Consider the following 14190-nt stretch of genomic DNA (forward strand, 5'->3'; position numbering starts at 1 on the left):
AACGGGAAGTAGCGGGCGTTGATCCGCTCGTAGGTGCCGTTCGCGAGGATGGCCTTGAGCGCACCGTTCAGGCGCGACAGAAGGGCGGCGTTCTCGTGGCGCACCGCGATACCGATCCCTTCGTCCAGCCGATACGCCTTGCCGACGAACGCGAAGCCGCCGCCTTCCGCACCCTGAAGCCAGGCGTACGAGCCCAGGCCGTCGCCGAACATCGCATCGAGGCGGCCGGCGACAAGGTCCCCGTAGAGTTCCTGCTGGCCGTCGTAGAGCCTGATCGTCGCCGTGCCCGCCAGGTTCGCCTCGAGCCAGTCGGAGGCGATGGTGGCGCGGGCCGCGCCGATGGTCTTGCCCGCCGCCCTGGCCGGGTCGAAGCCGGAGCCCTTGTGCGCCACGAAGCGGACCACGTTGCTGTAGTAGCGGTCGGTGAAGCTCACCAGTTTGCGCCGCTTTTCGGTGATCGACATGCTGGCGGCGATGGCATCGAAGCTGCCGGCGCGCAGCTCCGGGATCAGCCGCTGCCATTCCTCCCGCACCATTTTGCACTCGGCGCCGAGTTCCGCGCAGAGCGCCAGCGCGATGTCGACATCGAAGCCCGCCAGCTTGCCGGCATCGTCGACATAGCTGAACGGCGGATAACCGACGGTCGTGGCGATACGCAGCGTCTCCGCCGCGCGCGCCGGCGTTGCCGCGAAGAGGGCCAGGACCAAAGCTGCCGCAAGCAATCTCATGAGCATTCCCGCTCCCGTCACGCCGGGCCGATGGCCGCCGAGAGTGCCGCGATATGGACCATCAGGCTACTGAAATTTATGGATTCGGCCGAACGCCCGCTTCCGCCATCTGACCTCCCCCTCTAAGGATTCCTCTGCGAAAAGGGCCGGGCCGCCGCAACTTTTCCTTCCCCCTCTTCAGAGGGGGAAGTGGCCGAGCGCAGCGAGGCCGATGGGGGTGCCGTGTCGAATCTGCAAGAAGCGCCTTGCGGCGCTGCGCGTCTGGCGACACGCCACCCCCACCTGACCTCCCCCTCTGAAGAGGGGGAGGAATAATGGTGTTGCGGCGTGTCGAAGCGGCGCGGCACCGTTTGTTTTCCCGCGACCGGACCTGCTACCATCCCCGCTATTCGAAATGGCGGGCCGAAGGACATGACCGAATTGCCCGATCCGACCGCAATGACCCAGCGGGCCGCAGCACTGGCGAAAATCCGCGATCTCGTCGGCGCGCGGGGCTGGATCGATTCGGCGGACGGCATGGCGCCGCACCTGAAGGAGGAGCGGGGCAACTATGTCGGCGTGGCGGCTGCGGTCGTCAAACCGGGCTCGGTCGAGGAGATGGCCGGGGTCCTGCGCCTGTGCCACGGTGCCGGCCTGCCGGTGGTGCCCCAGGGCGGCAACACCAGCCTGGTCGGGGCCTCGATCCCGTATGAGGACTTTACCGGCATCGTGCTCTCGACCGGCCGGCTCAACCGCATCCGCGAACTCGATCCGGTCAACAATACGGTCACGGCGGACGCCGGCTGCATCCTGCAGACGATCCAGCAGGCGGCGAGCGACGCCGACCGGCTGTTCCCGCTCTCGCTCGGCGCCGAGGGCAGCTGCCAGATCGGCGGCAACATCTCGACCAACGCCGGCGGTGTCGGCGTGCTGCGCTACGGCACCATGCGCGAACTGGTGCTCGGCCTCGAGGTCGCGCTGCCCGACGGGCGCATCTGGGACGGGCTGCGCGGCCTGCGCAAGGACAATACCGGCTACGACCTGAAACAGTGGTTCATCGGCGCCGAGGGCACGCTCGGCGTCATCACCGGCGCGGTGCTGAAGCTGTTTCCGAAGCCGCGCGAGACGGTGACGGCCGTGGCCGCGATCCCCGGACCGGACGCGGCGCTGCGCCTGCTCGGCGCCTTGCAACGCGAGACCGGCGGCGGCGTCTCCGGCTACGAGATCATGACCCGGCAGGCGCTGCAGATGGCGCTCGACCATATCGCCGGCGTCCGCGACCCGTTCCGGCAGGTCCATCCCTGCTACCAGTTGATCGAGCTGACCGGCCCGCGCGCCGACGGTTCGCTGCGCGCCGGGCTCGAAGACGTGCTGGCCGCGGCGATGGCGGACGGCGACGTGCGCGACGCGGTGATTTCGGAGAGCGGAGGCCAGGACCGCGCGCTATGGCGGCTGCGCGAAGCGATCAGCGAGGCCCAGAAATTCGAGGGCGCCTCGATCAAGCACGATGTCGCCGTGCCGGTCGGCCGGGTCGCCGACTTCATGCGCGTCGCAACGGCGGCCTGCGAAGCCGCGCTGCCCGGCATCCGGGTCGTCGCCTTCGGCCATGTCGGCGACGGCAACATCCATTTCAACATGAACCAGCCGGCCGAGGGCTGGAGCCGCGAGGGCTTCATGGCCGAGCAGCCGCGCTTCAACCGGATCGTCCACGACATCGTGACGGACATGAAGGGCTCGATCAGCGCCGAACACGGCATCGGCCGGATCAAGAAGGCCGAACTGGCCCACTATCACGCGCCGCTGGAACTGGAACTGATGCGCGCCCTGAAAGCGCAGCTCGATCCCAAGGGCATCATGAACCCGGGCAAGGTTTTCTGATCCTGCTCTCGCCCGTGGATGCCCGACCGTCCGGCAATTTCCGCTACGTCAACAAACAAACACAATTGCCGCCCCGGACTTGATCCGGGGCCCAGGGGCGACCCGAAAGACGTCAGCCTGTGGCCCCTTCGACAGGCTCAGGGCGGGCTCCTGGGCCCCGGATCTCCGCTGCGCTCCGTCCGGGGCGGCATTTCCTGGGTGTCGCAGACAGTTCTGCCGAACAGTTGAACCGCGATCCTTCAATCCGCCGGTTCGCATCAGGCAGCGCGCCATCGCGCGCCTTGCGGCGGGGGTGCGGCCTGCCTATCTAACGCCGCCGCCCCGGAGTGCGGGCGGGCGGGCTTTCTTCCCGGCGGTCCGGTGGGGCGTAGCCAAGCGGTAAGGCAGCGGGTTTTGATCCCGCGATCCCAGGTTCGAGTCCTGGCGCCCCAGCCAATCCAAAGAACAGCCGGCCGCTCAATCCACCACGAAGGTGCCCTCGACCTCGATCACGACGTCGAAGGGCATGACCGCGACGCCGACGGCCGTGCGGGCGTGGCGTCCGGCCTCGCCGAAAATCTCGACGAACAGGTCCGAGGCGCCGTTCACGACCTGCGGAATCTCGGTGAAGTCCGGCGTGGCGTTGACGAAGCCGTTGAGCTTCAGGATGCGCCTGATCCGGTTCAGGTCGCCGCCGAGCGCCAGCTTCGCCTGGGCCAGCATGCACAGGGCCGAAAGCCGCGCCGCCGCCTGGGCCTCGCCGAGATCGAACTCCCGGCCGGCCTTGCCGATATATTGCGGCTCGCCGTTCAGCTTGGGCACGGCGCCGGAGATGAACAGCAGGTCGTTGTGCAGCGCCCAGCCCTCGATCCGCGCCGCGATCGGCGGATGGGCCTGCGGAATTTCGATGCCGAGTTCTTCCAGTCGCCGGTCGATCGGGCCTGTCATAATGTGTCATCCTCCGCCGGGCGCTGCCCCTGCCCGGCACCGCGGTCGCGAATATAGCAGTAGACTTCCATATGGTCGCTGGCCGGCATCGCGTCGCGGAACTCGCGCCACAGGGCCTCGGTGGCGCCGGTGAGCGCCTCCGGCGCGCCGGCGCGGCGCAGGCTGTCGGCGAACAGCGCCAGATCCTTGGCCATGAGCGCGTTGTCGAAGCCGGAATCGAAGGTGCCAGGCAGGACGCGGCGGACGAATTTCTCCCGGCTGGCCGCGCTGCCGCCGGTCGAGACGTTGACGACGTCCAGCATGGTCTTGAGGTCGAGGCCCTGGGTGAGCCCGAACAGCAGGGCCTCGGCGGTCGCCGCCGTGATGGTCGCCGACAGGAAATTGTTGAGCAGCTTGAGCGCCTGGCCCTGGCCCGGCCGGTCGCCGACATGGAAGACGTTGCCGGCGAAGGACTCGAGCGCCGGGCGGTGCACCTCCAGCAGGTCCGCCGGCCCGGCCCACATGAGCGAGATGGTGGCGTTCTGGGCGCCGATCCGGCCGCCGGAGACCGGGCAATCGGCAAAGGCCATGCCATGCGCCTGCAGCAGCCCGTCGATTTCCCTGGCCGCGTCGATGCCGACGGTCGAAAGGTCGACCAGGGCGGAGGCGCGGCGCTCCGGCGTCTGCGCAATCGCTTCGGCGACGGCCTGCACAACGGACCCGTCGGGCAGGCTGAGGAAGACCAGGTCGGCCTGCTGCGCGACCGTGGCGGCGTCCGGCGCGCACGCTGCCCCGCCGGGCGCCCGGTCCGCCGTGCCTGCCGCATCGAAGACGACCGGCGACGGATAGCCGCCCGCCGCCAGAAAGGCCGCAAGGTTCGCCGCCATCGGCCCGCCCATGTTGCCGAGGCCGATGAAACCGTAGATGACGCCGCCGTTCATGCCCCATCCGTAGCGCAGCCGGGAAAAACTGCAAGCGGTACGAGTCCCGGAGCGCGGCGGCGCGCTAGGGTGCGTGGAGCCAGGCGGCCGGATCGCCGGATTCGGGACGGAAATAGACGATCATCCGCTCGCCGACCGCCGCTTCGGTGCGCCACGGCGCGATGCCGTGCAGGGCGAGCCGGTGCACCAGAAAGGCCTCGCCGCGGCCGGCGGTGACGACGACGCGCCGGCATTCCGCGAAGATGCGCCGCCTGAGCGCGTGGTACACGTCGGTGACGTCGATATCGCGCCAGCTTGCCGGCGGCCTGTCGTCGAAGACCTCGGCCAGGGTTTCGCGCACCATGCGGTGCGAACCCTCCCAGAGGACGAAAGGGGACGCCGCCGCGTCCGCCGGGCCGAGCGGCAGGCCGAGGATGAAACGGTGATGTTCGCGCAGGAAGCGGCGGCGCTCCGGCCCGACCGGCAGCAGCCCGTCGACATGGGCGGCGTCGCGCTTGCGGCGGTAGGCGAAGGCGGAGTCGCTCTCGCCCTCACCCTGCTTCGGATAACCGGGCCAGCAGACCGAGACCTGGGCCCGGTCCCAGGCGAAAGGCCCGCCGGCCATGTCCTCGATAAATCGGACAGCCGCGCCGCCAAGCGGCGGCCCGCCAGCGACCGCACCGGTTTCGTCGTTGGCCAGCGCGTTGACCCCGGCGAACCATGTCCCACCGCAGCGGTGCCATTGATCGAAGGCGGGGTCGGTCACGCTGCACCGCGCCACTTCCTCGCTCGCGTCGAGCCAGTCCAGCACCTGCGGTTCGGCGCCGAAGGTGGTCCAGCCGCGCTCGAAGAAATCATCCGCCATCGGGGACCGCTCCAATGTGCGCCCCTCCCTTACCCCTCCACCGTCATATCGACCGGAGCAAACCGCAGGTTTGCGGAGCGGAGATATCTTTCCGGTACTGCGCTCCGGACTGCGCTCTGCGGCTGAAAGATTTCTCCGCTACGCGGCTCTCGCCGCTCCGGTCGAAATGACGGGGTGAGGCGGCAGCGCTTGCATTGCCCCCTAAAGCTCCGTCCGGACCGCCCATAATTCCGGGAACAGGCGGATCGTCGTCGCCTTGGTGAGATAGCCGACGCCGCTGGTGCCGCCGGTGCCGATCTTGTGGCCGATCACCCGTTCGACGGCGTTGCGGTGGCGGAAGCGCCAGGTCTGGAACAGGTCGTCCATGTCGATCAGGTCCTCGGCCAGCTCGTAGAGCCCCCAGTGCTTGTCGCTGTTCAGGTAGATGTCGCGCCAAGCCGCCATGACGGACTCGTCGGGCTCCCGCTTCACCGACCAGTCCCGGTCCAGCACGGCGGCGTCGATGGCGTAGCCGCGCCGCGCCAGCAGCATGATCACCTCGTCGTACAGGCTCGGCCGTTCCAGCAGTTCCGTGAGGCGTTTGGCGATTTCCGGCCGATGCTCGAAGGTGCGGATCATCGCCCGGTTCTTGTTGCCGAAGATGAACTCGATCGAGCGGTTCTGGAACGACTGGAAGCCGGAGGACTGGCCGAGCCCGTCGCGGAAGGCGAGATAGTCGGCCGGCGTCATGGTGGTCAGGATATGCCAGGCCTGGATCAGGTTTTCCTGGATGCGCTTGACCCGGGCGAAAATCTTGAAGGCGGGCCGGAGATCGTCGTTGCGGATGTGCGGGAACACCGCCTCAAGCTCGTGCAGCATGAGCTTCATCCACAACTCCTTGACCTGGTGCAGGATGAAGAACAGCGCCTCGTCGTGCTCGCCGGTGATGACCGGCTGCGCGCTGAGGAGTTTGTCGAGTTCGAGAAAGTCGTGATAGTTGCGCTGGCCGCCGAGGTCGGCGTGATAGGATTCGCCGGCGAATTCCTCGCCCATCGCCGTCGTGCCGCGGGTCTGGGCCCCGGTCCGATGGGGGCCGGGCCGTGTCGCGTTGCTGTCGCCTTCCGTCATGGTCCCTCCTTCCCCGCGCGCCTGTCGTTTCCGCCAACGCCGGGCGCCCGAATTGCGCCCGAATCGCGCCTGAATCGCATTGGGGGGCCGCGCCAAGATTGCCGGTTTCTCGGCGCCACCATATCCGATACAAACGCCGCCGGGTACGAAATCGAGCCGGCCTTCGCGCCGGTTCCCGCAGGCTTCAGGGAGAAGGCTTCATGTCCAACCAGGTCAAATACCTGCTCGACGAAAACGACATTCCGAAGGACTGGTACAACATCATGGCGGATTTCAAGAATCCGCCCTCGCCGCCGCTCCATCCGGGCACGCTGCAGCCCTGCGGGCCGGACGATCTGGCGCCGCTGTTCCCGATGGAACTGATCATGCAGGAGGTCTCGACCGAGCGGTATATCGAGATTCCGAACGCGCTGCGCGACGTCTACCGCCAGTGGCGGCCGAGCCCGCTGCACCGCGCCCGCCGGCTCGAGCAGGCGCTCGATACCCCGGCGCGCATCTACTACAAATACGAGGGCGTGAGCCCGGCCGGCAGCCACAAGCCGAACACGGCGCTGGCCCAGGCCTTCTTCAACAAGAAGGAAGGCGTCGCGCGGCTGACCACGGAAACCGGCGCCGGACAGTGGGGCTCATCGCTCGCCCTCGCCGGGGCCTTTTTCGGCCTCGAGATCGAGGTCTTCATGGTCAAGATCAGCTTCGAGCAGAAGCCCTACCGCAAGGCCTTCATGGAGAGTTTCGGCGCCAAATGCTACGCCAGCCCGTCGACTCTGACCGAGGGCGGCAAGGCGATCCTGAAGGACAGCCCGGACAGTTCCGGCTCGCTCGGCATCGCGATTTCCGAGGCGGTGGAGCGGGCGGTCCAGCGCGACGACACCAAATACGCGCTCGGCAGCGTGCTCAACCATGTCCTGATGCACCAGACGGTGATCGGCCAGGAAGCCATCAAGCAGATGGAAATGGCCGACGACTATCCGGATATCGTCGTCGGCTGCACCGGCGGCGGCTCCAATTTCGCCGGCATCGCCTTCCCCTTCCTGGGCGAGAAGCTGCGCGGCGGCCGGGACGTCGAGATCGTCGCCGTCGAGCCGGCCAACTGCCCGTCGCTGACCAAGGGCCAGTATGCCTACGATTTCGGCGACACCGTGAAGATGACGCCGCTGGTCAAGATGCACACGCTGGGCTCGGGCTTCGTGCCGCCGGCCAACCATGCCGGCGGGCTGCGCTATCACGGCATGTCGCCGCTGGTCAGCCAGATGGTCCACGAGGGTTATGTCCGGCCGACCGCCTGGCACCAGACCGAGTGTTTCGCCGCGGGCGTGGCGTTCGGCAAGGCCGAGGGCATCCTGCCGGCGCCGGAAGCCAACCATGCCGTCAAGGGCGCGATCGACGAGGCGCTGAAATGCAAGCGCGACGGAAGGTCGAAGGCGATCCTGTTCAACCTGTGCGGCCACGGCAATTTCGACATGGCGGCCTACCAGAGCTACGCCTCCGGCCAGCTGACCGACGACGACTATAACGACCAGGAACTGGCGATGGCGCTCGCCGCCCTGCCGAAGGTGGCCTGACCGTCCCTTGTCAAGATCGCTCCCCGGCCGCCGCCGCGCGGCCGGGGAGCCTTCCGTCGTATCTCAAACGCCGGGAAAGGCGAATGAAACTTCACTATTTCCAGGCTTCCTGCGCGCTGGCGCCCCATATCGCGCTGGAATGGGCCGGCGCGGACTACGACCTGTCTGAAATGAAGCGCAGCGAAACCCGCGCGCCGGAATTTCTTGAAAAGAACCCGGCCGGCAAGGTGCCGGTGCTGGAACTCGACGACGGCACCTGCGTTTCGCAGGTCAACGCGGTGCTGCAATACATCGCCGAGACCTGGCCCGGCGCCGGGCTGGGCCCCGGATCGGACGGGGATGGCGGTGCGGAAGCCCGGCATGCCGTGCAGCGCTGGCTGTCGCATTTCAACGGCGACGTCCACACCAGCTTCACGCCCTATTTCATGACCCACCGCTTCGCCGACAGCGACGGCGCCAGGGCGGAAGTCAAGGCCCATGCCGCCGAAGAGATCGCCTTCCAGCTGGGGGTGATCGAGGACCATATGGCCGGGCGGGACTGGATGCTCGGCGACGCGCGCTCGATCCTCGATCCCTACCTGTTCGTCTTCACCGTGTGGGCCGGCTTCATGCCCGACCGGCTGAATGCTTTTCCCAACCTCAAGGCCTTCAACAAGCGCATGAGGGAAGATCCGGGCGTACACAACGCCCTGAAGATGCAGGGCATGGCCTGAGCCTGTCGGATTTTTCCATCCGGTGCCGTCAGTTGGAAGGCGGGCCGGAAACCGTGCCGCTGTAGGCCGCCTGGACATCCGCCGCATCGCGATAATAGAGCCGGGCCGCGTCGCGCAGCGGCTGGTAGTCCCAGCTCGTGCGGCGCCCGGCGCCGAGCGCCCGGGTCAGCAGGCGCCGCGCCGCCTGGCTCTCCAGCACCTGCCGTTCCAGGCCCGCGATATCCCAGGTATCGGCAACGACCGATTCCAGTTCGCGGCGCACGGCGGCATAGTCCGGCCGGCCGGCAAGGTTCTCGCCTTCGTCAGGGTCGGCTTCGAGATCGAACAGCAGCGGCGGATCGGTCCGGCCGGCGATCAGCTTGTGCGGCCCCCTGCGGACCATCAGCATCGGTTCCCGCGCGCCCTCCGCGGTGTATTCGGCGCAGGCGAGATCGGGCCATCCGGCCGCATCGCCGCCGGCAAGCGCGACCAGCGACCGGCCGTCGACGGGCGCGGCAAGTTCGGGCAGCGCGCCGGACTCGCCCGCCAGTTCGAGAAATGTGGGGAAGAGATCGAGATGGGACACGTTCTGCGCCACCCGGCGCGGCGCGAAGGCGAAGGGCGCGTGCAGGATCAACGGCACCCGCACGGACCATTCGAAGAAGGACATCTTGAAGAACAGGCCACGCTCGCCCAGCGAATCCCCGTGATCGGACGTGAAGACGACTACCGTATCGTCGGCGGCTCCGGTCTCCCTGAGCGCATCCAGCAGCCGGCCGACCTTGGCGTCGATGTAGCTCGTCAGCGCGTAATAGGCGCGGCGCATGCGCAGGATTTCCGCTTCGCCGACCGCATCCCGGTGGCGGCCGGTCAGGAACCAGTGGCGACGGCTGTGCGGATCGCGGTCTTCGAGCGGAATATCGCCGACGCGGGGCGGATCGATTTCGACGTCGTGGTATTCGTCCCACCAGCGGGGCGGTGCGAGATAGGGATCGTGGGGCGACATGAACGACACGGTGAGCGCGAAGGGCCGGCCGTCGCCGCTGTCGGCACGGTCGTGCAGCCAGCGCACGGCCTCGAACTCCGTCTCGTCGTCATAGGCGACGTTGACGCTGCGCGGGTGCGGGCCGGCGTCGAGCACCGCGCGCATGCTGTGATACCATTCGAGCCAGGTTTCGCCGTCGAGCCGCCAGTCCGGCACCCAGCCGAAATCGGCGGGATAAACGTCGGTGGTCACCCGATCCTCGTAGCCGTGCAACTGGTCGGGGCCGACGAAATGCATCTTGCCGGAGAGGCAGGTCCGGTAGCCGGCGGCGCGCAGGTAATGGTGGAACGTCGGCACCGACGCGGGAAATTCGGCCGCGTTGTCGAACGCGCCGATCCGCGACGGCAGCCGCCCGCTCAGCAGGGAAAACCGTGCCGGCGCGCAGAGCGGAAAGGTGCAGTAGGCATTCTCGAACAGGACGCCCTGCGCGGCCAGCCGGTCGAGATGCGGCGTCCGCACCGGCGCACCGCCATAGGCCGGCAGTATCTGGGGCGCGAGTTGATCGGCCATGATGAAGAGAAAGTTCGGACATTTCGCCATGGCGGGATTTCCTGCGGAAAGGGATCCTCACACGCCGTCCTACAGACGCTCATGGCGCGAATGAACGGCATACCGACGGCTTGTGGTGCACATAACGCGTTTTTGATTGACCCAAGCCCGAAAATTCCGGGAATCCGCGCGGAATCGGTCGTGCAAGCGCCGTCAAGCCGATGACTCCTGTAAACGGCACCACTCTCGAATCCCAAACCGAAATTTGACAATAGTCGGACGCCGGTTATGCTGTTTCGCACGCTGGCGTTGGATTTGCCGGTCATTCCGGCGCGTCCTGCCGGGCGTTTCGCAAAGGCGCGAATACACGGGCGATTTGGTGTGTAACCGACCCCAATGAACAAGCCGATAGACGGGTTTGCCGGCGAATTCCGGTCGACCCCGCTGCGGCAAGCCTTCGGACCTATCGCATTATCACTCCAGGGAGGAGATCATGTTGAGACATCTATCGGCAGCCGCGCTCGTCGCCGCTGCGGGACTTGCCTTTGCCGCGCCGCCGGCCGCCGCGGCCGGCTGCCCGGTCAAGGACACCATTAAATTCTCGGGGCTGGACTGGGGTTCCAACCATTTCCACGTCGCCGTGGCGCGCGTGCTGGTCGAAAAGGGCTGGGGCTGCACGAGCGAATCCATCCCGACGACCACGGCGCCGAGCCTGAACGCGCTGGCCAAGGGCGATCTGCACATCTCCATGGAGATCTGGTACGCCAACAACCGGGAAATCTGGGACAAGATGAAGGCGACCGGCAAGGTCATGGAGCCGGGCGGCGTCTCGATCACTGGCGCTGACCAGGGCTTCTACGTCCCCCGCTATCTCATCGAAGGCGACAAGAAGCGCGGCATCAAGGCTGCGGCGCCGGACCTGAAAAGCGTCGCCGACCTGGGTAAATACGCCAACCTGTTCCAGGACCCGGAGGAGCCGTCCAAGGGCCGCTTCTACAACTGCAAGATCGGCTGGAACTGCGAGCGGGTGAACACGAAGAAAATGCAGTCCTACGGTCTGGACGGCAAGTTCACCAACTTCCGCCCGGGCACCGGCGAAGCGCTGGCCGCAGCCATTGCCTCGGCCTACAAGCGCGGCAAGCCGATCGTCGCCTACTACTGGACTCCGACCTGGCTGCTCGGCAAGTACGACATGGTGATGCTGAAAGAGCCCGAATATAACGAGGAGATCTGGAAGAAGCTCGACAAGGCCAAGTCCGGCAAGGGCATGAAGGCGACCGCCTATCCGACGATCAAGGTGATCATCGGCATGAACAAGAAGTTCGCCGCAGCGGCCGGGCCGATCACGACCATGCTGTCCAAATACGTTCTGGACAGCAATACGGTGAACAAGGCCCTCGTCTTCATGCGCGAGAACAAGGACAAGACGGGCGCGAAAGCGGCCGCCAATTTCCTCAAGAACAACGCGGCGATCTGGACGAAATGGGTTCCGGCCGACATCGCGGCCAAGGTCAAGGCAGCGCTCTAGGCCTCGGGTCGTCCGACCGTCGGACCCTGTGCTAAATGGTGCCTGCCGGGCGGCGTTGGCCCGGCAGGCTTTTTCTTTTGAAAATTTCCGGTCTTCGCGCGCAACGCGAAAGCGGCCCTAGGGAGAGGCAGCCATGGATGCGGGCAGCATATTTTCGCTCGTCTTGTGCGCCGCGATCGTCGGCTGGATCGCGTATGCCGCCGCCGGGCGCCATGAGGCCCTCGAACACGGCTACCGGAGGCACAGCATCGGCGCCGGCGCGTTTTTTGTCGTGCTGGTGCTGGGGCTGTCCGGCCTCTGGAGCTATCTGACCGGCCTGAAATTCGATACCTCCATCATCCCGCTGGATGTCTGGGTCGACGAATCGGTCGACTGGCTGCTGCTCAAGATCGGCGACCCGCTGGACCAGCTGAACCGCTGGGTGGTCCACAAGATCGGGTTTTTCGAACGCTTCCTGCACCAGTCCATCGCCTGGCCGCTCCTCACCCTGCTGTTCACGGGCATCGCCTGGCACGCCAGCCGCAATCTCGTCGTCACCGTCGGCGTTGCGCTGGCCTTCCTGCTGATCTGGTCGATGGCGCTGTGGAAGCCGACCATGCAGACGCTCTCGCTGATGAGTGTCTCGATCCTGGTGACGGTGGTGTTCGGCCTGCCGCTCGGCATCCTGATGTCCCAGAGCGACCGGGCCCGCTCGGTCATGCTGCCGATCCTCGACATGATGCAGACCATGCCGTCCTTCGTGTACCTGATCCCGGTCGTGATGCTGCTCGGCCTCGGCAACTTCGCCGGCGTGATCGCGACCATGATCTACGCCGCGCCGCCGCTGATCCGGCTGACCGACCTCGGCATCCGGCTGGTCGACAAGGAGGTCATGGAGGCGGCGACGTCGTTCGGCGCGAGCCGGCGGCAGAAACTGTTCAACGTGCAGATACCGCTCGCGCTGCCCAACATCATGGCCGGGCTCAACCAGTCGATCATGATGGCGCTCGCCATGGTCGTGATCGCCTCGATGATCGGCGTGCGCGGCCTCGGCCAGGAAGTGCTGTTCGGCCTGCAGCGGCAGGAGCCGGGCACCGGCTTCATCGCCGGCCTGTCGATCGTGTTGCTGGCCATCGTGCTGGACCGCATCACCCAGTCCTACGGCCGGCGCATGGAAACCCACCGGACCGTGGCCCACTAGGCCCGCGATCCGCCGCCGCCGTCAAACGCCCGCCGCTCAGGACAACAACCGGACCGTCCCGCCCCATGGGTCAAATCCAGATCAGCAACGTCTTCAAGATCTTCGGTCCCAAGCCGCACAACGCGATCGAGCTGGTGCGCCGCGGCGTGTCGAAGGACGACCTGCTGAACGAAACCGGCCACACGATCGGCGTGCAGGACGTGACGCTCACCGTCGAGCCGGGGCAGTGCACCGTCGTGATGGGCCTGTCCGGCTCCGGCAAGTCGACCCTGATCCGGCACATCAACCGGCTGATCGAGCCGACAGCCGGCGAGATCATCGTCGAGGGCCAGGACATCCTCGCGCTCAAAGGCAGGGAGCTGGAGGATTTCCGGCGCCGGATGATGAGCATGGTGTTCCAGCGTTTCGGCCTGTTTCCGCACAAGACGGTGATCGACAACGTCGCCTACGGCCTGGACATCAAGGGCGGCAGCCGGGTCGAGAAGCGCGCCAACCGCGAGACGGCGCGCCACTGGATCGGCCAGGTCGGCCTGACCGGCTATGAGGACCAGTTTCCCAGCCAGTTGTCGGGCGGGATGCAGCAGCGCGTCGGCCTCGCCCGGGCGCTGGCGACCGACGCCGACATCCTGCTGATGGACGAAGCCTTCAGCGCCCTCGATCCGCTGATCCGGCGCGAGATGCAGGACCAGCTGATCGAGTTGCAGGATACCCTGCACAAGACGATCGTCTTCATCACCCACGATCTGGACGAGGCCCTGCGCCTCGGCGATACGATCGCGATCATGAAGGACGGCGCGATCGAACAGATCGGCACGGGCGAGGAAATTCTCCAGAGGCCGCAGACCGAATATGTCCGCCGGTTCGTCGAGGACGTGAACCGCGGCCGCGTGCTGACCGCCGGCACGGTGAAGCTCGAATGCGCGATCGCCAAGGTGGACGCGACGCCCGGCGAAGCGCTCAGGCAGCTCGGCGAGGGCGGCCTGCGCGTGACCTATGTCGTCGACGCCGACGGCCGGCTGGTCGGCGCCGTCACCGCGGCGTCGCTGCGCCGGGGACAGCGCGACAATGTCGGGACCGTCGACAGCCTGGTGGAGGACGTGCCGACCGCGACCGAAGACATGGTCCTGGAAGAAGTCCTGCCGATGACGGTGGGCGAGGATATCCCGGTCGCGGTGCTGAACGACGCGGGCGAACTGCGGGGCATTCTGCCGAAGGACACCATCATCAGGGCCCTGGCGGAGGAAGCGCAGCTGACTGCGGAGGCCGAGCGCTAGGCGGAGCACGGCGGCGGGGCCGCGTCCGCGCGGCTGC

Annotated in this window: 12 protein-coding genes and 1 tRNA gene; 7 read left to right on the top strand and 6 right to left on the bottom strand. The window is 66.8% G+C overall.

What is annotated here, in order from left to right:
* Positions 1-728: transporter substrate-binding domain-containing protein (locus tag OXM58_10865; protein ID MDE0148863.1), on the bottom strand; the 728-nt coding region annotated here is incomplete at its 3' end.
* A gap of 411 nt (positions 729-1139) precedes the next feature.
* On the opposite strand from OXM58_10865, the gene OXM58_10870 reads away from it, so the two are divergent.
* Both OXM58_10870 and OXM58_10875 read left to right on the top strand, forming a co-directional pair.
* Complete coding sequence (locus OXM58_10870; protein MDE0148864.1) at positions 1140-2585, top strand: FAD-binding oxidoreductase; 1446 nt, start codon at positions 1140-1142, stop codon at positions 2583-2585.
* Between the two features lie 361 nt (positions 2586-2946).
* Positions 2947-3020 (top strand) — tRNA-Gln (locus OXM58_10875).
* Positions 3021-3041: 21 nt separating this feature from the next.
* Here the strand turns inward: OXM58_10875 and OXM58_10880 are convergent.
* The 4 genes from OXM58_10880 to OXM58_10895 all read right to left on the bottom strand — a co-directional run bounded on the left by OXM58_10880 (position 3042) and on the right by OXM58_10895 (position 6383).
* Positions 3042-3512 (bottom strand): RidA family protein, encoded by a 471-nt coding sequence (locus OXM58_10880; GenBank protein ID MDE0148865.1) that lies wholly within the window; start codon positions 3510-3512, stop codon positions 3042-3044.
* The gene (locus OXM58_10885) at positions 3509-4432 is read right to left on the bottom strand and encodes an NAD(P)-dependent oxidoreductase (protein MDE0148866.1); all 924 of its coding nucleotides are present in this window, start codon (positions 4430-4432) and stop codon (positions 3509-3511) included. The genes OXM58_10880 and OXM58_10885 overlap by 4 nt, the downstream gene beginning before the upstream one ends.
* 64 nt (positions 4433-4496) lie before the next feature.
* Positions 4497-5276, bottom strand: coding sequence for a hypothetical protein (locus tag OXM58_10890; GenBank protein ID MDE0148867.1), 780 nt, complete (start codon positions 5274-5276; stop codon positions 4497-4499).
* Between the two features lie 201 nt (positions 5277-5477).
* Positions 5478-6383, bottom strand: coding sequence for a tryptophan 2,3-dioxygenase family protein (locus OXM58_10895; protein MDE0148868.1), 906 nt, complete (start codon positions 6381-6383; stop codon positions 5478-5480).
* A gap of 200 nt (positions 6384-6583) precedes the next feature.
* Here OXM58_10895 and OXM58_10900 point away from each other — a divergent pair, with 200 nt between their 5' ends.
* Together OXM58_10900 and OXM58_10905 are read left to right on the top strand one after the other, a co-directional pair.
* The gene (locus OXM58_10900; GenBank protein MDE0148869.1) at positions 6584-7945 is read left to right on the top strand and encodes a TrpB-like pyridoxal phosphate-dependent enzyme; all 1362 of its coding nucleotides are present in this window, start codon (positions 6584-6586) and stop codon (positions 7943-7945) included.
* An 83-nt stretch (positions 7946-8028) separates the two neighbouring features.
* The gene (locus OXM58_10905) at positions 8029-8658 is read left to right on the top strand and encodes a glutathione S-transferase N-terminal domain-containing protein (GenBank protein ID MDE0148870.1); all 630 of its coding nucleotides are present in this window, start codon (positions 8029-8031) and stop codon (positions 8656-8658) included.
* Between the two features lie 28 nt (positions 8659-8686).
* On the opposite strand, the gene betC is transcribed toward OXM58_10905, so the two are convergent.
* Positions 8687-10222, bottom strand: a complete 1536-nt coding sequence (gene betC / locus OXM58_10910; protein MDE0148871.1) for a choline-sulfatase — start codon at positions 10220-10222, stop codon at positions 8687-8689.
* Positions 10223-10664: 442 nt separating this feature from the next.
* On the opposite strand from betC, the gene OXM58_10915 reads away from it, so the two are divergent.
* The 3 genes from OXM58_10915 (at position 10665) to OXM58_10925 (ending at position 14153) form a co-directional block, all read left to right on the top strand.
* On the top strand, positions 10665-11699 hold the full coding sequence (locus OXM58_10915; GenBank protein MDE0148872.1) for an ABC transporter substrate-binding protein: 1035 nt from the start codon (positions 10665-10667) through the stop codon (positions 11697-11699).
* Positions 11700-11832: 133 nt separating this feature from the next.
* Positions 11833-12879, top strand: a complete 1047-nt coding sequence (locus OXM58_10920; protein MDE0148873.1) for a proline/glycine betaine ABC transporter permease — start codon at positions 11833-11835, stop codon at positions 12877-12879.
* Positions 12880-12944: 65 nt separating this feature from the next.
* On the top strand, positions 12945-14153 hold the full coding sequence (locus tag OXM58_10925) for a glycine betaine/L-proline ABC transporter ATP-binding protein (protein ID MDE0148874.1): 1209 nt from the start codon (positions 12945-12947) through the stop codon (positions 14151-14153).
* The last annotated feature ends 37 nt before the right edge of the window (positions 14154-14190 follow it).

It is taken from the genome of Rhodospirillaceae bacterium (assembly GCA_028819475.1).
Classification (GTDB): domain Bacteria; phylum Pseudomonadota; class Alphaproteobacteria; order Bin65; family Bin65; genus Bin65.

Bases quoted from the DNA above. Each gene is read 5' to 3' on its own strand.
- OXM58_10870 (MDE0148864.1), top strand. From the start codon at position 1,140: ATGACCGAATTGCCCGATCCGACCGCAATGACCCAGCGGGCCGCAGCA.
- OXM58_10880 (MDE0148865.1), bottom strand. From the start codon at position 3,512: ATGACAGGCCCGATCGACCGGCGACTGGAAGAACTCGGCATCGAAATT.
- OXM58_10885 (MDE0148866.1), bottom strand. From the start codon at position 4,432: ATGAACGGCGGCGTCATCTACGGTTTCATCGGCCTCGGCAACATGGGC.
- OXM58_10890 (MDE0148867.1), bottom strand. From the start codon at position 5,276: ATGGCGGATGATTTCTTCGAGCGCGGCTGGACCACCTTCGGCGCCGAA.
- OXM58_10895 (MDE0148868.1), bottom strand. From the start codon at position 6,383: ATGACGGAAGGCGACAGCAACGCGACACGGCCCGGCCCCCATCGGACC.
- OXM58_10900 (MDE0148869.1), top strand. From the start codon at position 6,584: ATGTCCAACCAGGTCAAATACCTGCTCGACGAAAACGACATTCCGAAG.
- OXM58_10905 (MDE0148870.1), top strand. From the start codon at position 8,029: ATGAAACTTCACTATTTCCAGGCTTCCTGCGCGCTGGCGCCCCATATC.
- betC (MDE0148871.1), bottom strand. From the start codon at position 10,222: ATGGCGAAATGTCCGAACTTTCTCTTCATCATGGCCGATCAACTCGCG.
- OXM58_10915 (MDE0148872.1), top strand. From the start codon at position 10,665: ATGTTGAGACATCTATCGGCAGCCGCGCTCGTCGCCGCTGCGGGACTT.
- OXM58_10920 (MDE0148873.1), top strand. From the start codon at position 11,833: ATGGATGCGGGCAGCATATTTTCGCTCGTCTTGTGCGCCGCGATCGTC.
- OXM58_10925 (MDE0148874.1), top strand. From the start codon at position 12,945: ATGGGTCAAATCCAGATCAGCAACGTCTTCAAGATCTTCGGTCCCAAG.